At 67.6% G+C, this 20,120-nt stretch carries 20 protein-coding genes; 7 read left to right on the top strand and 13 right to left on the bottom strand.

Annotated features, from left to right (window positions below; translation table 11 throughout):
- The first annotated feature begins 3 nt into the window (after positions 1 to 3).
- Positions 4 to 318: a hypothetical protein gene (locus tag KQ305_RS09920; protein ID WP_259725244.1), complete on the top strand. Its 315-nt coding sequence runs from the start codon at positions 4 to 6 to the stop codon at positions 316 to 318.
- Between the two features lie 247 nt (positions 319 to 565).
- Positions 566 to 1,036: a hypothetical protein gene (locus KQ305_RS09915; protein ID WP_259725243.1), complete on the top strand. Its 471-nt coding sequence runs from the start codon at positions 566 to 568 to the stop codon at positions 1,034 to 1,036.
- Between the two features lie 560 nt (positions 1,037 to 1,596).
- Here KQ305_RS09915 and KQ305_RS09910 read toward each other — a convergent pair.
- Entirely contained in the window at positions 1,597 to 2,085 is a 489-nt protein-coding gene (locus tag KQ305_RS09910) for a GNAT family N-acetyltransferase (RefSeq protein WP_259725242.1), read from the bottom strand.
- Positions 2,072 to 2,353 (bottom strand): DUF1778 domain-containing protein, encoded by a 282-nt coding sequence (locus KQ305_RS09905; protein ID WP_259725241.1) that lies wholly within the window; start codon positions 2,351 to 2,353, stop codon positions 2,072 to 2,074. The genes KQ305_RS09910 and KQ305_RS09905 overlap by 14 nt, the downstream gene beginning before the upstream one ends.
- Before the next feature lie 87 nt (positions 2,354 to 2,440).
- On the opposite strand from KQ305_RS09905, the gene KQ305_RS09900 reads away from it, so the two are divergent.
- On the top strand, positions 2,441 to 3,208 hold the full coding sequence (locus tag KQ305_RS09900; protein ID WP_259725240.1) for an HpsJ family protein: 768 nt from the start codon (positions 2,441 to 2,443) through the stop codon (positions 3,206 to 3,208).
- A 5-nt stretch (positions 3,209 to 3,213) separates the two neighbouring features.
- On the opposite strand, the gene KQ305_RS09895 is transcribed toward KQ305_RS09900, so the two are convergent.
- The 3 genes from KQ305_RS09895 to rpmG all read right to left on the bottom strand — a co-directional run bounded on the left by KQ305_RS09895 (position 3,214) and on the right by rpmG (position 5,760).
- On the bottom strand, positions 3,214 to 5,253 hold the full coding sequence (locus KQ305_RS09895; RefSeq protein WP_259725239.1) for an RNB domain-containing ribonuclease: 2,040 nt from the start codon (positions 5,251 to 5,253) through the stop codon (positions 3,214 to 3,216).
- Position 5,254: 1 nt separating this feature from the next.
- The gene (gene rpsR / locus KQ305_RS09890) at positions 5,255 to 5,476 is read right to left on the bottom strand and encodes a 30S ribosomal protein S18 (protein WP_006041316.1); all 222 of its coding nucleotides are present in this window, start codon (positions 5,474 to 5,476) and stop codon (positions 5,255 to 5,257) included.
- 89 nt (positions 5,477 to 5,565) lie between these two features.
- Positions 5,566 to 5,760, bottom strand: coding sequence for a 50S ribosomal protein L33 (gene rpmG, locus KQ305_RS09885; RefSeq protein WP_254955951.1), 195 nt, complete (start codon positions 5,758 to 5,760; stop codon positions 5,566 to 5,568).
- Positions 5,761 to 5,872: 112 nt separating this feature from the next.
- Between rpmG and pheT the strand changes: the two genes are divergently transcribed.
- Complete coding sequence (pheT, locus tag KQ305_RS09880; RefSeq protein ID WP_259725238.1) at positions 5,873 to 8,332, top strand: phenylalanine--tRNA ligase subunit beta; 2,460 nt, start codon at positions 5,873 to 5,875, stop codon at positions 8,330 to 8,332.
- Here pheT and rlmD read toward each other — a convergent pair.
- Positions 8,329 to 9,699: a 23S rRNA (uracil(1939)-C(5))-methyltransferase RlmD gene (gene rlmD / locus KQ305_RS09875; protein WP_259725237.1), complete on the bottom strand. Its 1,371-nt coding sequence runs from the start codon at positions 9,697 to 9,699 to the stop codon at positions 8,329 to 8,331. The two genes, pheT and rlmD, sit on opposite strands and share 4 nt — an antisense overlap.
- A gap of 122 nt (positions 9,700 to 9,821) precedes the next feature.
- Here rlmD and KQ305_RS09870 point away from each other — a divergent pair, with 122 nt between their 5' ends.
- The gene (locus tag KQ305_RS09870; protein ID WP_254950729.1) at positions 9,822 to 10,316 is read left to right on the top strand and encodes an allophycocyanin subunit alpha-B; all 495 of its coding nucleotides are present in this window, start codon (positions 9,822 to 9,824) and stop codon (positions 10,314 to 10,316) included.
- A 418-nt stretch (positions 10,317 to 10,734) separates the two neighbouring features.
- Positions 10,735 to 10,986: a hypothetical protein gene (locus KQ305_RS09865; protein ID WP_259725236.1), complete on the top strand. Its 252-nt coding sequence runs from the start codon at positions 10,735 to 10,737 to the stop codon at positions 10,984 to 10,986.
- A gap of 1,069 nt (positions 10,987 to 12,055) precedes the next feature.
- Here the strand turns inward: KQ305_RS09865 and KQ305_RS09860 are convergent.
- The 6 genes from KQ305_RS09860 to KQ305_RS09835 form a co-directional block, all read right to left on the bottom strand.
- Positions 12,056 to 13,093: a J domain-containing protein gene (locus tag KQ305_RS09860; protein WP_259725235.1), complete on the bottom strand. Its 1,038-nt coding sequence runs from the start codon at positions 13,091 to 13,093 to the stop codon at positions 12,056 to 12,058.
- Positions 13,094 to 13,138: 45 nt separating this feature from the next.
- Positions 13,139 to 14,704 (bottom strand): DUF3370 domain-containing protein, encoded by a 1,566-nt coding sequence (locus KQ305_RS09855; RefSeq protein WP_259725389.1) that lies wholly within the window; start codon positions 14,702 to 14,704, stop codon positions 13,139 to 13,141.
- 381 nt (positions 14,705 to 15,085) lie between these two features.
- The gene (locus KQ305_RS09850; RefSeq protein WP_259725234.1) at positions 15,086 to 15,847 is read right to left on the bottom strand and encodes a sigma-70 family RNA polymerase sigma factor; all 762 of its coding nucleotides are present in this window, start codon (positions 15,845 to 15,847) and stop codon (positions 15,086 to 15,088) included.
- 166 nt (positions 15,848 to 16,013) lie between these two features.
- Positions 16,014 to 16,844, bottom strand: a complete 831-nt coding sequence (locus tag KQ305_RS09845) for a DUF4922 domain-containing protein (protein WP_259725233.1) — start codon at positions 16,842 to 16,844, stop codon at positions 16,014 to 16,016.
- A complete protein-coding gene (locus KQ305_RS09840) occupies positions 16,834 to 17,883 on the bottom strand; it encodes a SpoIID/LytB domain-containing protein (protein ID WP_259725232.1) in 1,050 nt (349 codons plus the stop codon). The genes KQ305_RS09845 and KQ305_RS09840 overlap by 11 nt, the downstream gene beginning before the upstream one ends.
- Positions 17,884 to 17,999: 116 nt before the next feature.
- A complete protein-coding gene (locus KQ305_RS09835; protein ID WP_259725231.1) occupies positions 18,000 to 18,920 on the bottom strand; it encodes an NAD(P)H-dependent glycerol-3-phosphate dehydrogenase in 921 nt (306 codons plus the stop codon).
- Positions 18,921 to 18,947: 27 nt separating this feature from the next.
- On the opposite strand from KQ305_RS09835, the gene KQ305_RS09830 reads away from it, so the two are divergent.
- Positions 18,948 to 19,712: an SDR family oxidoreductase gene (locus KQ305_RS09830; RefSeq protein WP_399231231.1), complete on the top strand. Its 765-nt coding sequence runs from the start codon at positions 18,948 to 18,950 to the stop codon at positions 19,710 to 19,712.
- 6 nt (positions 19,713 to 19,718) lie between these two features.
- Here the strand turns inward: KQ305_RS09830 and KQ305_RS09825 are convergent, their stop codons facing one another.
- On the bottom strand, positions 19,719 to 20,105 hold the full coding sequence (locus tag KQ305_RS09825) for a DUF2237 family protein (protein ID WP_259725230.1): 387 nt from the start codon (positions 20,103 to 20,105) through the stop codon (positions 19,719 to 19,721).
- Between the last annotated feature and the right edge of the window lie 15 nt (positions 20,106 to 20,120).

Here is a 20,120-nt window from a genome sequence, read left to right as displayed (position 1 = left end):
CCCATGGTGTCCGCCAACCCAGCATCCGCCCTTCGGCCCCTGCCCGTGCTGCTCTCCCTGGCGGGTTCGGCGCTGCTGCTGGCCGGCCTGCCCGCCCGGGCCCAGGGGCTCAGCAACATGCGCGACCAGCTGATCATCCACTACTGCACCCTGGCGGTGAATGCCGACTTCGCCAAGGCGGGCAAGCCGGCGCCAGCCGGCCTGGCCAAGGACACCTGCACCTGCGTGGCGGAGCAGGTGAACGCCCGGGCCTCCATTGCCCAGGCCGAAACGATCTGCAAGCAGCAGGCGATGGGCAAGTACAACCTCAGTCCCTGAGGCGGTGATCAGCTTTTCCGATACCCGCGAGAATTTCAAGGCCGTGCGGGATCTCGTCGTGACAACCTGATCAACGAGGAACACCGATTGGCGCATCTCGTGGGGCGCGGAACAGCCAGAGAATGTGCTTATCGCTACCGAAGCAGCGGTAGATCAGCTTTAATATTGGTGAGAACTGACAATATTTTCTGTGAAATCATCCGCCCTCGGAGCGGCCATCGTCGCCCTCGGACTATCGGCAGGCTCCGTGCTGGCTCCACAGGCCGCCTCCGCTCTCTCCTTCAATTTCTCGTTTGGCGGGGTGACGGGCCTCATCACGGGCCTGGCTGAAGGATCAAACTTTTGCGACGGAACGGTATGCATTGTAAGTGTTCAGAATGTTGGCGGTGCGATCGGCACGCCAACCGGTCCTTACAGTGGTAATGGATTGTTCCAAGTACAGACTTCAGGCGGCGCCGCTAACATCGTGCTTGCGAACTGGAATGGAAGAAGTGGAAACGGCTCTTTGGAATTCTTTGATGGGAGTCGTGGTCGCCTTTCGACCAACTCTGAGCCCTTTCTTCAAGACGACGGAGTTGCCACATTCACCCCTGCTCCTTCGGCCGTCCCCGGCCCCCTGCCCGTCCTAGGTGCTGCCGCCGCCTTCGGTTACAGCCGCAAGCTGAGGAAACGGGTCAAAAATAGCAGCAAAACCGGCTCCACTGGCCCGTTCGTCTGATCAGAGCCTTCAGCGCTACCCGGCACTTTTCCTGCCATCCAGGCCCACTTCGCCATCGGCGATCGGGGCCTTTTTCTTTGTGTCTCAAAGCACTTATAAGACAACCGGCCGATCTCATTGGTGGTTTCAACTACTTGGCCGCCAGTGATATAGGGCTCTCCCACTTCACTTCGCCTCAGAACCTATTCCAGGGGCTTTCCCGGGCTCCATCGGCCCGCCGGAAGCGCTCTGCCAGCAGATGCCATTCGATCGGCAGCAGACGTTGGCCCGCTGCCACCCCACTTCCTGCCTTCACCTTGTCCTCCACTGCCCCGATCCCCCTCCAGCCGCTCGTCGTGCCCGTCATGGCTCCAGGGTTCATGGAATCCCTTGCGCTTCCCGGCGGGGTTCGCTTTGGCGTGGATGGTCCGCAGCGGCCCGTGAAGCCGTTCAGCACCATCGCCGAGGCCCAGCCGATCCACGGCATGATCGGCGGCAGGTCCCTCCTCTGCTGGGGGTGCAGCAGCCATCGGGGAGCTGCTTGGTGGTGCGGCCCAAGGTTTTCAACATCCACAATCAACTCAGGCCTCCACCTTTTCGCCCAGTTGCAGCAGCAATGTGAGGGCGCTGATTGGTGAGGGGCGGAACCCCATGGAGCGGTAGAACGCCGCCGCCTGTTCATCAATCGCGTGCACCAGCAGGGCCCTGGCGCCGATCAGTTGGCGGGCCTGCAGGCTTCGGCTGATGGTTTCGGCAACCAAAGCATGGCCGAGACCTCGACCCTGATGGCGCCGGTCGACGGCCAGCCGCCCAAGAACCACCACGGGCAAAGGGTCCGGCATGTTGCGCCGCAACCCGGCAGGCACCTCAGCGAGCACGACCGCGCCAGCAGAGAGGCAGACGTAGGCGATCACCACGTTGCTGTCCTCAGGGCACACCACCAGCGTGCGTGAGACCCCCTGCCGTTCGTTGTGCCGAGCTCGCTGCCTCAGCCACCGGTTCAGGCTTTCTTCCCCGCAATCGAATCCATCCAGCTGGTGCTGGTCCCCCAGTGGCTCAGGGGGCCGCATGCCAGGGCCGGGGTGCCGCGAGGAGGCGTTCGAGGCTGGCCTGATCCCGCTCGGCCAGGGCAGGGTCCTGCAGGTCGTTGAGCAGGGCCTCGCTCTGCTGTGGTGTGAGCGAAAAGAGGGTGCGATCGAGCAGCACCTCGCGGGCGCGCTCCTGGCAGCAGCGCAGCATGAATTCGGTGCGGCTGGTGCCTTCGGCGGCAGCGGCTTGATCGATCAATTGCCTCTGTTCAGCCGTCGCTCGCAGCTGCAGCACCTGGTCCCTTCCCATCCGCCTGCCTGCATGTAGGGACATTGTATGACGCATGGGCATGCACTACAGACTGACGCCACCCCACGTCGTGCTTCCTGCGAATCCGTGACCAGCAGCCCCACCCCAGCCATCGCCCCCAATCCGGCCCTCGCCCGGCTGCTGCCCCCCCTATCCATCGTTTTGCTGGTGGTGTTCCTGGCCGCGGTGCTCACCACCGCCCTGCCGCCAAGGCTCCTGGATCCCCAGTGGCAGCTGCAGACCATCGCCGTTCTGGTCAACAGCGCCTCCCTGGCCCTGATCGGTGCCCTGCTGCTACCCCTGGCGCTGTGGGTCGATCCCGACAACCAGCGCCTGCGGGCGCGCCGCAACGCCTGCCGCCGCTGGGCCCTGGCCGCCGCGATCGGGTTCCTGCTGCTGATCCCCCTGCAGGGCTGGGCCGGCTGGAGGGTCTACAGCAGCGTCACCGGGAGCCAGCAGGAGCAGATCAGCCAGTCCTCCCAGAAGCTCGAGGATCTGCGCCAGGCCATCCGTTCCGCCACCAGCCACCAGGAGCTGCAGGCCAGCGTGCAGAAGCTCTTCGGCCCCAACGCCGGCCTCTCGCCAGCCGAACTGGGCACCCCCATGCCCGAACTGCGCAACATGCTGCTGGCCCGGGCTGAGCAGGCCTCCCGGCAGCTGATGCAGAAGGTCGAGGCGCAGGCCGCCATCAAACCCGATCAGCTGGTGAAGGAAACCCTCCGCATCACCATCTCCGCGGTGGCCTATGCCATCGGCTTCGCGTTCCTGGCCGGTGTGCTGCCGCGGGGGTCCGGCTCCGCAGCCCCGCCGCGTCGCGGAATGGATCGCGACTACCTCCGGCAACTGGCGGAGTAAACCAGCTAACCCGCGGCCGTGAAGCGCAGCAGGTCCCGCAGGGAATCCACCTGCTGCAGACGCACCAGCAGGGCGTCGCCGGGAGCGGGATCGCCATGGCAGTCGGCGGCCAGGTCCATGGCCAGATCGGGGAGGTGCACCAGGCCGAGCCGGTCCTGGGGCCGCAGCCAGCGCAGAAACAAAGCCGGCCACTGGTGCTGTTCCTGGACTTCGAACCACACCTGCTGCCAATGGCGCTGGTCCTCCCGGGCGATCTGCAGACCCTGGCGGATCGCCCCCTCCAGCTCGCTCAGCAGCTGACCCAGCTCCGCCTCCTCCAGCACCGGCTGCCCCAGCTGGTGGGCCAGCAGCTGGCGCTGCACCAGCAAGTCGTTGTAGCGGCGGATCGGGGAGGTGGCCTGCACGTAGCAGGGCAGGCCCAGGGAGAAGTGGGGGGCCGGACTGGTGCCGAGCACGCCCCGGCTGAGGCAACGCTTGATGGCCGCATGGCGCACCGGGCCGGCCGGCAGGCTCGCCAGTTCCGCCTCGGGCGGCAGCTCCGCCGTCAGCTGGCTGCGGTAGGGCAAGGCCAGACCCTGCTCCTGCCCGTGGCGGGCGATCACGGCCCCGGCCAGGATCATGGCCTCGGCCACCAGGGTGCGGGACGGCGAGGATTCGGTGATCTCCAGCTGGGCCCCCTGGTCGTCGCAGCGGATTCGCCCCTCGGGCTGATCCAGGTTGAGCGCCCCCCGGGCCAGCCGCCAGCGCCGCCGCCGCTCCATCAGGGCGTGGATCTCTTCGAGGTAGCGCTCCTGGGGCGGGGCCAGCTCGATCAGCTCATCGGCATCGGCATAACTGAGCCGATAGGCGGGTTGCACCCAGCTGGGCTCGAGCCCATAGCCGGCCACGGCGCCGTCATCGGCCAGCTCCACCCACAGGCTCAGGGCCGCGCTGCGCTGGCCCATGCGCAGGCTCATCGGGCCGGTGCTGAGCACCTCGGGGAACATTGGCAGCGGCCCCCGGGCCAGGTAGAGGCTGCTGGCCCGGCGCCGGGCTTCGGTGTCGAGGGGGCTGTCCGCCGGCACCAGCCGGCCCGGATCGGCGATGTGGATCCACAACCGAGGTTTGCCATCGGCCCCATGCTCCAGGGAGAGGCCGTCATCGATGTCGCGGGTGTCCTCGTCGTCGATCGTGACGGTGTGCAGGCCGGTGAGGTCGCGGCGGCGTTCGTCACTGGGCATGACGGTGCCGGCCAGGGCCACCAGCCGCTGGGCCTCGGCTTCGAGTTCCTCGCTGAAGCCGGCGGCCCAGGTGGTGTTCTCCAGCGAGGGGAGGTGGTGGCGCTCCCACTGGCCCAGATCCACCAGCAGGTGCCGGATCGGGGAGGCTTCCATCGGGCAGTGGGCCGCCTGGAGGGCGCGGTGCAGGTCGTCCGGAATGGGTCGGCTGGTGTCCCCGCCGGCCCACTCGCGCAGCAGGGCCAGCTGCTGGCGCTGCTCGGGGTCGAGCTGTTGCGGGTCGATCGGCTGGCGTTGGCGCAGGGCGTCCTGCCAGCGGCGACGGCGTTGCTCCCCCAGTTGCTGGCGGCGGGCGTCCCGCCGCAGCCGCCGCACATCCACCAAGGGGCGGGCTTCCACCTGCTGCTGGCGCCAACGGAACAGGGTCTGGGGGCTTTGCAGCCAGAGCCAGCAGGCGGCCCTCTGAATGGGGTCGCCGCCATCGCCGATCAGGTCAACGAAGTCCTCCAGCGCGAGAGGCACCGGGTCCGCCAGCAGCAGCAGCCAGGCGGCAGCCAGTTCCCTGGGCCTGGGGGCGGCCTGCTGCAACGTCTCCTGGCTCAGGCCCCAGGGGGGCTGGGACAGCCGGGAGGGGGGCGGTTGATCGCCCGGCAGGGCGGCCAGGAGATCGAGCTGCCGGACACCCCGCTGGACGGCCTTGGCCTCGAAGCCCACTTTGAGATCGAGGCGCGTGCCTTTCTCGGCCACCACAACGGCCAGCAAGCTGCGGCTCTCGTCGTGGAGCCCGACAAGATCACCCGCCGTGTACCGACGCGAGGCGGGGGGCAACTCAGCCTTCGGGATTCACGAAGGGCAGCAGGGCCACGATGCGCGCCCGCTTGACGGCGTTGGTCAGATCGCGCTGCTGCTTGGCCGTCAGGCCAGTGAGCCGCCTGGGCAGGATCTTGCCGCGTTCGGTGATGAACTTCTTGAGCAGATCGACGTCCTTGTAGTCGATCGGATCACCGGGCTTGATCGGCGACAGGCGCTTTTTGAAGAAAGAACTGGACATGGAAACGGAGTGAGGGAACGAAGGGGATGAACTGCCGCTGCAGGGTCCGGAGGATTGTCAGGAGAGGGGTTTCCGCAAGGGAAACGGCCTCACTTGATCTCCTTGTGGACGGTGGGAGCGTTGCAGTGGGGGCAGAACTTCTTGAGTTCAATCCGTTCGGTGGTGTTGCGGCGGTTCTTCTGGGTCGTGTAACGGGACACGCCAGGGGACCGCTTGGCGGGGTTGGACCGGCATTCGGTGCACTCGAGGGTGATCACCAGCCGGACGCCCTTGTTCTTGGCCATGGAAGGACGTTGCGCCGCGTATGCGTTGCAGGGAGACGATTCAGCACCATACCTCCTGGTGGGACTGGCCTTGATCGCTTCCTAAGGTGGATGGCTGCTGTGCAACGGTCCGATGCTGGTTTCGCTCCAATGGCTCCGGGAGCTGGTCAGCGTTGAACCGTCGTGCCTTGAGCCTGGGCACCTGGCGGAGCGGCTCTCAATCGCCGGCTTCGAGGTGGAGGCCATCGAGGATCTCGCGGCCAGGGCGGCCGGTGTGGTGGTGGGCCACGTGCTGCAGCGCGATCCCCACCCCAACGCCGACAAACTCAGCGTCTGCAAGGTGGATGTGGGGGATGGCGAGCCCCTTCAGATTGTCTGCGGCGCCCCGAATGTGCGCCAGGGTCTGCACGTGCCCGTGGCCCTGGTGGGCAGCACCCTGCCGGCGGTGGGGCTGACGATCAAACCGGCCGAACTGCGCGGAGTGGCCAGCAGCGGCATGATCTGCTCCCTGCGGGAGCTGGGCCTCGACGACGGCAGTGACGGCATCGCCGAACTCGACACCCTCCTGGCTGCCGTGCCCCCCCTGGGGACGGCCGTGGGCCCCCTGCTGGGTCTGGATGATCGGGTGCTGGAGCTGGCGATCACCGCCAACCGCCCCGATGGGCTGTCGATGCGGGGGATTGCCCGGGAGGTGGCGGCCCTCAGCGGCGGCAGCACCACCTTCCCAGCGGCGGCGCCCGTGGTGGTGGCCGCGCCCCTGGCCCTAGCGGCAGCCGACCGCGAGGCCATCGAGGCGGGCGGGCTGTTCAGCCTCACGGCCCTCAGCGGCCTGCGGGTGGGCCCCTCCCCGGACTGGCTGCGCCAGCGTCTGGAGCGGGCCGGTGTGCGCCCCATCAACAACGTCGTGGACATCACCAACCTGGTGATGCTGGAAACCGGCCAGCCTCTGCACGCCTTCGACCGGGACCGCCTGGGGGCGCTCACGGGGGGCACTCCCGAGCCGGACAGGATCGGCCTGCGTCAGGCCCATGCCGGTGAAGCCTTCGTGGCCCTCGACGGCCAGGAGCGCAGCCTGGGCGAGGAGGCCCTGGTGGTCACCTACGCCGACCATCCGATCGCCCTGGCCGGGGTGATGGGGGGCCTGGGCGAGGCCGTCACCGAAGCCACCGGCGCCATCTGGCTGGAGGCGGCGGTGTTCGCCCCCCAGGCGGTGCGGCGCTCGGCCCGCAGCGTCGGTCTGCGCACCGAAGCCTGCAGCCGTTTCGAGAAGGGGGTGCCCCGGGAGATCACCATGGCCGCCGCTGACCGGGCCGTGGCCCTGCTGCAGGAGTTGGCCGGAGCCCAGCTGGAAGACCGCTGGCTGCACCAGCGGCCCGCGTCCCCCCAGCCGCCCCTGCCCCTGCGTCGCGACGCCCTCCACAACCTGCTCGGTCCTGTGCTGCTGGAGGATGGCGAGGAGCGGGATCTCGACGACGAACGCATCAGCGCCACCCTGGAGGCCCTCGGCTGCGTCCTCGAGGAGGACGAGGAGGGCTGGCAGGTGCAGGTGCCTTCGGAGCGGGCCATGGACCTCAAGCGCGAGGTGGACCTGATCGAGGAGGTGGCCCGGCTGGTGGGCTACGACCACTTCGCCTGCCATCTGCCCGATCCCCTGATCCCCGGCGGCCTCGAGCCGGTCCAGCAGCTGGAGCGGCGCCTGCGGCGTGCGCTCTGCGCAGCGGGCCTGCAGGAGATCGTTTCTCTTTCTCTGGTTTCGGCAGCCACCGATCGGGTTCCCCTGGCCAATCCGCTCCTGGCCGACTACGGCCACCTGCGCGACAACCTGCACCAGGAACTGCTCCAGGCCGCCCGGCGCAATCTGCAGGCCTCCCTGCCAGGGTTCTGGGGCTTCGAGATCGGCAGGGTGTTCCCGGGGGGCGCGGCCAGCGGTGAGGAACGCCACGCCGAGCGCACCCTGCTGGTGGGCGTGATCGCGGGGGAACGGCGCGGTGAACGCTGGCGCAGCTCCGGCAAGCCCACACCTCCCGACTACTTCCAGGCCCGGGGCGTGCTTCAGGCCGGCCTCGAGCCCCTGCGGCTGCCTCTGGAGGATCGTCCCCTGAGCGACGCGCCTCTGCTGCACCCGGGGCGGGCTGCCCAGCTGCTGGTGGAAGGCAAGCCCGCCGGCTGGTTTGGCCAGCTCCACCCCGCCGAAGCCGAAGCCCTCGACCTGCCGCCCTCCACCTACGTGTTCCAGCTGGAGCTGGAGCCGCTGCTCAGCGCCGGCACCCGCCGCAACCGGTGGCAGCCGGCCTTCCGCCCCTTCGCCACCGTGCCAGCCTCCGAGCGCGATCTGTCCCTGGTGGTGCCCACCGACACCACTGCGGCGGCCCTGCTGGCGGCGATCCGGAAGGCGGGCAAGCCGTTGCTGGAGCAGGCCGAACTCGTTGACCGCTACGAGGGCGCCCAACTGGAGGCCGGCCGTTGCAGCCAGGCCTTCCGGTTGCGCTACCGCGACAGCGCCCGCACCCTCACCGACGAGGAGGTGGAGGCGGCCCATGGCCGGGTGCGCGAAGCCCTCGAGCGCCAGTTCGGGGCTGAACAGCGCCGCTAGCGGCGTTCCAGGGCCGCCAGGGCCTCCACATGGCTGGTGTTGGGGAAGAAGTCGATGGGCTGCACCCAGTTCAGCCGGTAGATACCTGAGGCACACAGCTGGGCCAGGTCGCGGGCCAGGGCCGCCGGATCACAGCTCACGTAGGCGATGCGGCTGGGTGGGGCCGCCAGGATCGCCGCCGTGGCGGCTGGGCTGAGCCCCTTGCGCGGAGGATCCAGCACCAGGGCCTGCATGCCCTGCAGCCGCTCCTCCAGAACCAGAGGCACGTCCGCCTGCTCAAACTGCGCCCGACCCTCCAGGTCATTGGCGGCGGCGTTGAGCCTGGCCATGGCCACGGCGCGGGGGTGCAGCTCCAAGCCGGTGACATGCCAGCCGGCGGCGGCCAGGGGCAGGCTGTAAGTGCCGATGCCGCAATAGGCATCGAGCAGGGAGGAATCGCCCGGGCCGGGTCCGAGGGCCTCCATCAGATGGGGCACCAGCCGCTCGGCCTGGCGCGTGTTGACCTGGAAGAAGGTGTCGGCGGCGATGCGGAAGCGCAGACCGGAGAAGGTTTCATTCAGCCAGTCCCTGCCACGGATCACCCGCGTCTCGTCCCCCATCAGCCGATTGGTCGGCCGGGGTTGGAGGTTGAGACAGACGCCCACCAGCTCAGGCCAGCGCTGCCGCCAGGCCTCGGCCAGGGCCTCGAGGCCGGGCAGGTCGTCATGGCTGCTGATCAGGGTGAGGAGACGCTCGCCGGTGGCGGCCCCCACCCGCAGGCCCAGATGGCGCAGGCCGGGGCCGTCCGCGGCCTCGGGGTCACCGCCATGGCGATCGATCGGCCAGTCGCTGGCCTCCAGATCGGCCTTGAGCGGGGCGATCATGGCGTCGATGCGGGGGTCGAGCACCGGGCAGCGGGCCATGTTGACGATCCGGTGCGAGCCCCGCCGGTAGTAACCGGCTCGCAGGGTGCCGTCGCCGCTGCGCTCCAGGGGAATCAAGGCGCGGTTGCGGTAGCCCAGGGTGGGTTCGGCCGCCAGCAGGGGGCGCACCGGCGCGTTCAGGCCGCCGATGCGCTGCAGGGTCTGCTCCAGGCTGCGCTGCTTCCAAGCGGCTTCGGCGGCGTCGTTGAGGGGCTGCAGGCTGCAGCCGCCACAGTTGTCGGCAAGGATGCAGGGGGGACGCCGGCGCTCGGGGGAGGGCGTGATCACGCGCTGCAGCTGGCCCACCAGATGGCGGCGGGCCACCACCTGGAGTCGCACCTCCACCGTGTCGCCGGGCAGGGCGCCGCTGACGAACACCACCTGGCCGTCGTGACGTCCCACCCCCTGGCCGTCATGGCCCAGATCACTGATCTCCATCTGTAGCTTTTCGCCCACCGAGGCCATGTGCGATCCGCACCACTGCTGCGACCCTATCGGGGGTCGTGCAAAGGGGCGTTACACCTTGCGCCCGAAGCCCGAGCTGGGGCTCCGGTCTCGATAGGATTCGCCGGACTGTGGTCGCTGCTATGAGCGTCGTTCGCGATCTGATCCTCCAGGCCGATGATCAGCTCCGCTATCCAACGGGCGGCGAGCTGCGCGCGATGGTGGAGTTCCTCAGTGGGGGAGCCCGCCGGCTGAGCGTCGTCCGTGTGCTGACCGACAACGAGAAGAAGATCGTCGCCGAGGCCTCGAAGCAACTGTTCCTGCGCAAGCCGGACTACGTGGCCCCCGGTGGCAACGCCTTCGGGCAGAAGCAGCGGGCCCAGTGCCTGCGGGACTACAGCTGGTACCTGCGGCTGGTCACCTACGGAATTCTGGCCGGCAGCACCGAACTGATCCAGCAGATCGGTGTGGTGGGAGCCAGGGAGATGTACAACAGCCTGGGCGTGCCCCTGCCGGGCATGGTGGAAGCGATGCGCACCCTCAAGGAGGCGGCCTTGGTGCTGCTGGGCGGCGAGGAGGCCACCCTGGCCGGCCCTTACTTTGACTATCTGATCCAGGGACTGCAGACCTCCACCTGATCTCCCGGCTGTCTCAGTTGAGCCTCACTAAGTGTCTGAGGCCAGGTCTCGGCTGAGACACTTGCTCCATCCTTTTGTCACCCTCTCTTTGCAGAGAGGGATTTTTTTGGCGAACCAACGAGAGCATCGCCACCGGTGACCAACGGCCCAGGTTCCATCGCGCTGAACAGTCCGGAAGTCTCAGCTGTGTCGCTCAATGGGTCCAGGGAGTGGTCTTAGGAGGGACGACCGAGCCTCAATGGCGGCCTTCGCTTGGCGGGCCTGCACTGATCCTGCACTGATCCTGCAGTGATTGGGTGAAAGTTGAGCCGATGCCCAGCAATGCAGCGTGAGCGGGTACCTGTCCAGCTGCGGATCTCTTACGACAGCAGGTGGCCGCTGGCCTGGCTGATCTCGCCCGATCGAAGAGGCCTTCCCCATGAAGGCGGCGACGACTGGCTACAGCTCGGAGGAGATTCTTCTGGCCGCAATGCTGGCTGCTCGCAGGCTTGGTCTCACCCCAACGGAGATGAATTGCGCAGCCTGTTTCAGTCCATCCTGTCTCACAGACGACGCCGATGAGCTGAACGACCGGAACGGCCAGGAGCTGGCACCCGTGCCGATCAAGGATGTGATGGTCTTCGTCAGGAAGGCACTAGAAACAATGGATATCATCTATCCCTTCCATTGAACAGACGCCCCTGGCAGAGCGCATTCTTGGGACTGTCTACGATGCCATGATGAGCCTTGTCTATAGGGGCTTGATCCCATTCAAAGATTCAAGACTTGATCCGTTTCGACCTCCAGAGTTGTTTTTCCTGACGTTATCGGTCTTGCGCACATGGGCGCTTCTGCTGCCCCCATCCTCGCGCACGCCACTGAACTTAAGAATGAAGTTCGTATCATTGACGTCGCTTTGAAGTCCTTGTTCTACTTAGCCCTGACTGAATCGGGATCTGGCGCGTCGGCCTAGGGCCAGAGCTATTGGCCATGGCCCGCAGTCATTTTAACGTTTCATTCCTGACCTGCTTTTCTTTGTCGGGTCTCCCTTGGCCCTGTTGATCTCTGTTTCCCGTGAATGGACTGATGAAATCTTTCCGTCAATCTGAGGATTGACAGCTCAAACCAAACCTCCGCAAACGCGTTGAGGCATTCCCAGGGTGGAGGGTGAACCACCCCCAGACCACATCTCCATCAACCGCAGCACCGAACAACCGAAGGCGGTCCGGCTCATACATCGCTCATGAGACTACTTCCTGGTCTTGCCTCTCGACACAGGCCGTACGAATGAGACTGTCCGTGTCCCTCAATCGGCTTCCGGCTGGGACTGGGCGATGACCACCGGAGCCCGCCGGACATCCCAAGCGCCCTGCGTATCTGTGTCAAAGACAGATACGCGGCTTTCCAGAACTCACAGAGCTACTGGGTTCTCAGCTGATGTCCAACCGATGGACAGGGCCTGGGAGCGATGGACAGTGGTCATCCCATCAAGCCCAATCGCTTGTCAGGGGAAGGAGGTAGACGACATCACCTTTGACAACTCAAATCGAGGAAAAATCGCTGTATCAGAGATGCCAGTGCCGTCTCGGTATGGGACCCGTCCGTAGACCCAGACCGGCCAAGTGAGATTGAGCAGGCGCGGTAGGCGCGGTTGGTGATCTTGCAACTCCCGTATTTGTCCTGCTGTAGGACTACTGGCTAGAACAGTGCAAGACAGTTGATAAGACGATGTCGGCGCATCGCCGGGGCGGTTTGGGACCTCAGCGGTCCGCAGACGCTCCCTGGCGGTACAGCTCCTTCAGCAACTGGTAGGCCTCATTAAGCCGCCGCATCGCCTCGAGGGAACCCCCAGCGTCTGGATGGTGGCTCTGGGCCATGTCCCGGTAGGCCTCCCGGATCTGGGCCAGAGTGAGGCGCTGGCCGGGGTCGGTGGGCAGCTGCAGCAAACGCAGCGCGCCGTGCAGGGTCATGGTGTGCTCCAGGGTCTGGAAGGAGGTGCCGCGGCGCCGGCGGCGGAAGCGGTGAACGAAGCGACGGATCAACGTCGGGATTCGCAGGGTGAGGGTCTGACCACTGAAGGGGTCCTCCAGCACACCGGCGGTGACCATGACCCGCTCGAAGGTGGGTGGCCCGTCACTCCAGCTGGGGGCGAAGGGCTGCATCACCTGGCAGGCGGCCGACCAGGTGAAGGTGCGGCCATCACTCTGATCCGACTGGGGCCAGATGTCCTGGGCCAGCCAGACCATCGCTGCCTCCAACACCGCTTCGTTGGCCGGTGACCCATAGAGGGCGCGCCAATGGTTGCCGGCCTCTTCCAGGGCTTGCTGCACCAACTCGCCGCCAAGGGGGGGCAGGGGAGTCAGGGGTAACGACGCGGAGCGCGCCGGGGACGGCGGCCGAAGACTGCGCTTGATGACGTCCGAGCGGCGACGCACGAAGCCGGGCAGGTCGATGCCCCCGCCACCTGCTGCCGGTCGTGGGTGAGGATCCGTTGGAGCCTCCCATTCAAATTCGGCCTGCAGGGTGTCCATGGCCCCGCGCCCCACCAGCACCAGGGCCCCCTGCTCATCGAAGTCCTGGTTGTCCTCGCGAAGATGCAGGACCTGGCCGGACTCCGGCGAGAGTTCATCACCCTCCTCCCCCTCGTCGGTCCCGAACAGATCGTCGAGCAGCCGCCCCAGCACATCGCCCCGGCTACGCAGGCCCCACTCCCGCCGCAACCCATCCAGGTGAGCCACCAGCTCCCTGCTCAGGTCAAGGCTGATCCTCTGTCTGGCCTCGTTCGATTGGTCAGCCACGGCAGCCATCCATCGGCGCTGGGTTCGCTGGCATCGGGCTTCTGATCAGGGTCCCCGTTGGTCCCGCAGAAACTGTTGCTGGGCCTCCACCGCATCGCGATAGCGGTCCACCAGCGTCCCGCCCGTACCAGCGGATCCTGAGCGGCTGCGCATCGGGGAGATCAGGGGGGAGGGTGCCAGGCCGCCGCGGTTGTAAGTGGCGGGTGGCGGTGGCGGTGGGTTAAGCCAACCTGGAGCGGATGCCGGCCGCAGGATCTGGGGCGGTGGCAGCAGGGGGCCGGTGCCGCCCATCGGTGTCGGTGTGTTCGGCCAGGCTTGGGGGGCGATGGTCAGGGCGGGAGGGGCAACGGGCGGCGGACCCGGTCTGGCGGTGGCACCGGCCCGGGCCAGATCCAGCTGCCGCTCGCGCTCCTGGACGAGGGCCAGCTGGCTGGCACTGACCACGCTCAGGAGGTGGCCCGGGGTGGCGTCAGCGGGGTAGACCAGGCTCACCCGTAAGGGGTTCACGACCCCCGGGACCAGATCGATCGAGCCCAGGGACAGGCTCTGGCCCGAGCGAAGGCCCACATGCACCTCCCGCAGGCCGGCGGGAGTCTGGATCTGGATGGAGCCCCGGAAGGCCGTAAAGGGCTGCCCCCCGATCAGGGTGGGATGGCTCATCACCAATTCATACGGGCCGTTCCCCTTGAGGTTCATGTCGACATCGAACCGCACTCCGTAGGTGCCGACGTTGTCGAGGGAGGAATCGACCATGCGGCTGGCCAGGCCATTGACCTGCACGTCACGGGTGCCGAAGTTGTGACGGTCGGTGCTGGTGAACGGCACATGCAAGGGCCCCGTCAAGTCCAGGTCGTGGCTGATGGTGGCCTGGTACGCATCACCGAGGGCCACACCGCCGACCCGAGAGAAGATGCGGCGGTTGTTGATGTCGTTGATGCGGCTCAGGTAGACCCGGCCAGGGGCCAGCCGGCCCTCGTCCAGTACCGCCAGCACATCGCGATCGGAGTTGGGGGTCTTCGCCGCCACGACTGCGATCTGGAACGGCCCATCACTGCGGCCCCTCAGCAGGGCGTTGGCGATGCCAAGGGCCGGCAGGTCGGTCTGAAACAGGACGATGCGGCTGCGGGCCGGAATGGTGATCTCGTCGGTCAGTCGGCTGTCCAGCCTGCCGCGCAGCATCTGGACCGCAGTGGCGTCCCCGGGACCGGTGTTCCAGGGCCTCGGCCCAAGGGGCTTCACCCCCATCAGGTTGTTGGCGAGGTAGGGAGCTTCGAAGCTGTTGCGCACCGCCCCCTTGGAGAAGCGGATGTGCACCGGCCGTACGCCCGGATTGATCAGGATGGCCGCCAGGGTGAGCTCGGCCCGCCGGTCGGAGCGGGAGATGGAGCGACGGTTGGGCGGAAAGTATTTGTGGTGGAGGTGCATGCCGAATTCACCGTTGAAGGTGTACTCGGCGTTGCGGAGGGCCTGGCCCGTCTCGCTGGCGTAGGCGTACCCAGGCGTTGTGCTGATCAGGATGCCCGGCCCCTCCACTTCCTCGGGCTGGTTGGAGTGCAGCACCGGCACGTTGTTGAAGGTGCCATTAAGGGGCCGAGCCTTCTGGCCTGCCATCAGGGCCACGTAAGCGTGGGCCGGCTGTACGAGGGCCACACCCAGACCGAGCGTCAGCCAGACACTGATGGGACCAATGGGAAGGACCGATCTCAAATCGCGACAGGCTTGATGGTTTGGGTGGCCAGGGGAGGTTAAGGCGGGAAGCGACCGGCCCAGTCAATGGGGGAGGTGCGTGGACCTGGAGAGCCCCGGATGGAACGGCGGGCTCGCTAGAAAGGAACCACCTTGAAGATTTTGTCATGATTCCTCCCTTCGGGACCTGCTCCGGGTCGGAGTCCGGAATCGGTGCCATGCGGCGGTATCAGGAACGCAAGCTGCGCATGATGAGCTTCTGGCGGGATGGCATTGAGCGCCAGCTGGCTGCGTTGAACGCTGCCATCAGCACCCTGGAACAGCAGATGCACCGCGACCAGCCCGACCACCAGGGCTGAAGTCCCCGGCCTCGAGCTGCTGCCGCAGCTGCTCCAGACCTTTGTGCAGCAGGCGTTTGACCGTCATGGGACTGATGTCCATCTGGCGCCCCAATCGCCTGTAGCTCCAGCCAGCCAGCACCACCTGGCGCACCACGAGCCGCTGGCGGGGCTCCAGCAGCTCCAGCATCGTGGCCACAGAGGGTCCCGTTGAGTCCAGTCCGCAGGGCTCAACGGAGCCATGGGCTGCCACCGACTCGGCCAGCGATGGATCGTCCAGGTTGGCGGGTCTCGCCAGCAGGCGCTGCACCTCCAGTCGTCGCCATTCCGCCTCGGTGATGCCCAGGGTCCGGCTCAGGGCCATGACCCCCTGGCTGGGATCCGCCTGGAGGAGGGGATGGTGCTGGAGGCGGTTGAACCGCTCCTGCAATTCCGCCTGTCGCCTGGGCAGACGCACAATCGGGGCGGCATCCCGGAGGTAGTGGAGGATCGCCCCCCGGATGTGGGGCCTGGCGAAGGACTCAAACGGGGTGCGGAGGTCCTCGTTGAAGAGCTCGGCGGCCCGGATCAGCCCCAGCAGGCCCACCTGGAGCAGATCCTCGAAGGACTCACGGCTGCAACGGCAATAGTGCAAAGCGAGCGGGCGGACCACGGCCCGGTACTGCTCAACGCGGCGGTTGCGGCTAGCGGCAGGGCAGGGGTTGGATGGGCGGCTGGGGGACGGGGTCATGGTCTGGAAGGCTTGAGCCTGGGCTGGATCTGTGCTGGGAGTCCCGCATTGCCGTTGCCAGAACGCGGTGACCTCCTTTCCAGAGAGGGGCAGGCCTACCGAAAGCCGCAACCGTGAAACCACGGAAGTTTTCCAAACTGGGTCCGGGGAGCCGCGATCCGCAGGCTCAGGCCCGGGGGGCCGCCACGTGCGCCAGCAAGGACCACGGACTGTGGGTCTCGAGCCAGCCCCTGTCTGAGTCTTGGGTGCAGAGCAGAAACCCCGCGAAGCCCAGGGCGTTGACGCTGAACCCGGCGCCGTGCTCCCGCACCCGGCGCACCGTCAGGAACCACTGGTCGTCGAAGAGAAGGTTGTAGGGATGCTGGGGCTCGCTGTCACTGCTGGGATCCCCCAGGCCAAGCGCACCGGCATGGGCGAGGTAGAGGTCGGCCAGGTCGGATCCGCCATGGGGATCGGAGCGCCGGCTGAGGCAGTAGGCCCAGTCCCAGGGCGCCTCAGCCCCCTCCAGTTGGGCCAGAAACCTCGGGGCCAGGGGACAGCTGGGCTCGCCCTGCCGGCGTGGCAGCAACTGCAGGTGCCGATGGGGCTGGCTGGCACCGGAGCGGGCGCCGCTGTTGAAGAACCAGAGACCGCCGGTGTCCTGGCTCACCCCGGCCACGGCCTGCCAGTCGCCGGCCTCGATCCAGCCACCCTGGGGGCGCCAGTCGCGGGTGATGACCAGCAGGTGAGCCTCCTGGACCGGGTATTTGTTGAGCAGGAGCACGTGGGCGGGCTCGAGGAGCTCCACCTGAAGCGGCCGGTCCCAGGGCAGGAAGGGGTTGGGCCGTGGTCCCCCCTGGCGCAGATGACGGGGGGTGGAGGAGAGGAGCTGGCGAACGACGAAAGGATCCAGGCCAGGGATCGCCAGGATGCGCGTGTCCAGGGGGATCAGGGCTCCCCGCTGGCGGGCCTGCTCCGACACCTCCCTGGCCCGCTGCCAGTGGCGCTCAGTTCGCACCGGCCTGCAGACGGGCCAAGGAGGCGCCCTGGTAGTAGCGCCCAAGAATTTCGTTGTAGCGCAAGCCCTGTTCGGCCAGGTCCTGGGCGCCGTGCTGGCTCATGCTGGCCCCCAGGTGGCCATGGGCTTCCTGGGTGATGCGTGTGGTGGCCGCGTAAAGGCTCTCGACGATTCCGCCCTGGTAGCTCAGGATCACCCCTGAGGTGCTGGCGGTGGCCTGACGGGTGCGGGGGTTGACGCTGTTCAGGCCCCGGTAGGCCTGCCAGCGGGTGGTGTCACCAAGATGCCAGTGGGCGCTGGCCGGGCGGGCCATGTGGGCCATCGCGTAGGAGCGGGCGGCCACCGCTTGGGCTTTTAGGGCCTCCATCTGCCAGCTGCTGGGCATCTCGGCTCCCACCACAGAGCTGATGTAACGCTCCAGGGAGAGATGGTTGACCAGCTGCAGGCCCCGGGAGCCACCCAGCACTCTGAGCCGGCCCTCGTAGGGCCGGCCATCCACCAGCAGGCTGTGGCCAGAACCGGTCTCCATCCAGATCTCGGCCCGTCCAGCCATCGCAGCACCCAGGTCGGGGGAGGTGCCGGGGCCGCCCTCCTGGACAGCACGGCCGTCGCGATCGACAAGTCGCCAGTGGCCGCTGGCCCCGAGCTGGGGGGAGGCGGAGGCGCCCAGCAGGGCGACGCGGATCTCGAGCGGCACCTCCGGGCCTGCCTCCGGTTCCAGCAGGGATGGGTCCGGATGGCTGAGGCTGGTGCGTTGGGCCTGCAGGGAAGCCGCCGCCAGCAGGTCCTTGTCCGGCGTTTCCGTCGCAGGGGCGCCTGTCCGGGACACCTCCCGGGGCTGGGCAATGAGGGCCTCGAGCAGGTCCGCTTCCGAGCCAGAACGGCTGCCAGGGAGAAGGTCCTGGGCGGCGAACCCGGCGCCCACGGCCACCACGGCGAGGGGCGCGCTGAGCAGGATGGGGTGGCGCCGGCAACCCTGAAGCAGCCTCCTGCCACCGGCACGGAGAACGGCAATGGCGGCCGCAAAGTGCCGTCGCACGGCGAGGTTCCACAAAGGGATAGCCGGATCATGACGGACAATGCCACCCCTCAGCCTCCTGACGCAGGACGGTCGGCGCATTGCACCCATGGCAACGCCGTGGTCGGAGTTCGGGATCAGGGGGACGCTTCGGCCCTCAGGTCCCGCTGCATCAGCTCCTGCACCGCCTGGCGGGCCTCCACCCGGCCCGACAACAGCCGCACCACCTGGCTGCAGATCGGCAACTGCCAGCCCTCGCGCTCGGCGAGGGCCAGGGTGGCCCGGGCGGTGCGGGTTCCCTCCACGGTGGCCCCGATCCGGGTCAGGGCGGTGCCCTCGTCACACCCCTCCGCCAGCAGGGTGCCGAAGCGGTAGTTGCGACTCAGGCTGCTGTTGGCCGTGGCCAGCAGGTCCCCCAGGCCCGCCAGCCCGTAGAGAGTGCTGGACTGGCCCCCGAGGGCCTGCAGGACCACGGCGATCTCCGCCAGGCCACGGCAGAGCAGGGAGGCCTTGGCATTGGCCCCCAGGCCCAGTCCATCGCTGATGCCCGCCGCCAGGGCGATGACGTTCTTGAGGGCCCCGGCGGCCTCGGTGCCGATGGGATCGGCGTTGGTGTACAGGCGGAAATGGGGGGCCCGCAGCTGTTCCTGCAGGTGACGGGCCAGGCCATGATCCCGGCTGCTCAAAACGCTGGCCGCCGGCAACCCCCGCTCCAGTTCATCGGCCAGGTTCGGCCCGCTCAACACCGCCAGCGGCACATCGGGGAGATGGCGCTGCCACAGCTGACTGGCGGTGCAGAGGGTGTCCAGATCGATGCCCTTGCTGCAACTCAGCAGGGGGAGATCCGCCGGCCAGTGCCCTTGCAACTGCCTGGCCAGGGGGGCCACGCCCACCATCGATACGGCTGCCACCACCAGGTCGCAGTCGAGGACATGCCCTGCCGGATCTCCTCCATCCCGCCGGGACCAACTACTGAGTCGGTGGCCCTGGCGCTCCCAGAGCCGCAACAACGTGCCGCCCCAGGCACCCCGACCCAGCACCGTGATGCGCAGACTCATGGACCGACGCGAGGGTCGCTTCCGTTGATGGCCTTGCCATCATGCGACATCCCCTTTCCCGCCATGGCGACCGCCCCCAACACCTACTGGCAGGCCTGGCAGGGGCAGGCCCTGGTCGTGGGTCCCGGAGGCCTGGGCCTGGCCCTGGCGGCGGAACTGGCCCGGCGGGCGCCATCGCTGCGGGTCCGCACCGCCGGGCGCCGAGGCGCGGATCTCCCCCTCGACCTGACCGATGACAGCAGCCTGGAGAGGCTTTCGGCCATGGCCACTCGCGACCTGGCTCCCCTGCGGGTTGTGATCAACACGGCCGGCCTGTTGCACGACGGCGCGCTGCAGCCGGAGAAGCGCCTTTCCCAGGTGCGTCGCCAGGCCCTGGAGCGCAGCTTCGCCGTCAACGCCTTCGGGCCCCTGCTGCTGGCCCAGGCGATCGAGCCGGCCTTGGCGAAGGATGGCCCCGTGCACTTCGCCAGCCTCTCGGCCCGGGTAGGAAGCATCGGCGACAACCGACTCGGGGGCTGGTACAGCTACCGGGCCGCCAAGGCGGCCCAGAACCAGCTGTTGCGCACCCTGGCGATCGAGTGGCAGCGCCGCCTTCCCCAGGCCTGTGTGACCCTGCTGCACCCCGGCACCGCCGCCACCCCGCTCTCGGCCCCCTTCAGTGGCTTCCAGGCCCCCTCGGCCCTGTTCACGCCGGAACAATCGGCCGCCCACCTGCTTGATGTGCTGGAGCGGCAGTCGGCCGCCAGCAGTGGCGCGTTCCTGGCCTGGGATGGTCAGCCCGTGCCCTGGTGAAGCTGGCTAGGTGGCGTGGCTACGCAGTACCTCCAGCGGGATCACCTGCAGGGTGGCCATGGCGGAGCTCTCCAGACGCACCGGCGGGGCCATGCCGTCCTCGTAGGCCTCGAGCCAGCGAGCGGCACACACACACCAGTGATCTCCGGCCTGGAGGCCCGGAAAGGAATGGGCCGGCACCGGCGTGGAGAGGTCGTTGCCCTGGGCTCGGCTGTAATTCAGGAAAGCGTCATTCACCACGCAGCAGACCGTGTGGCGGCCAAAATCGGCGGGATCGTCCTGGCAGTAGCCATCCCGGAACCATCCGGTGAGGGGGGCACATCCACACTCCTGCAACGGTTCACCCAGCACATTGCGCTGGTCGTCTGGGGGCTGCAGGGAGGAAGCGGCCAAGGCCCGGGAGGTCGT

It is taken from the genome of Synechococcus sp. CS-1332 (assembly GCF_025127995.1).
Lineage (GTDB): Bacteria > Cyanobacteriota > Cyanobacteriia > PCC-6307 > Cyanobiaceae > Cyanobium.
Note: the sequence above shows the minus strand (reverse complement) of the source record. Positions and strands in the feature narration are given on the sequence as shown.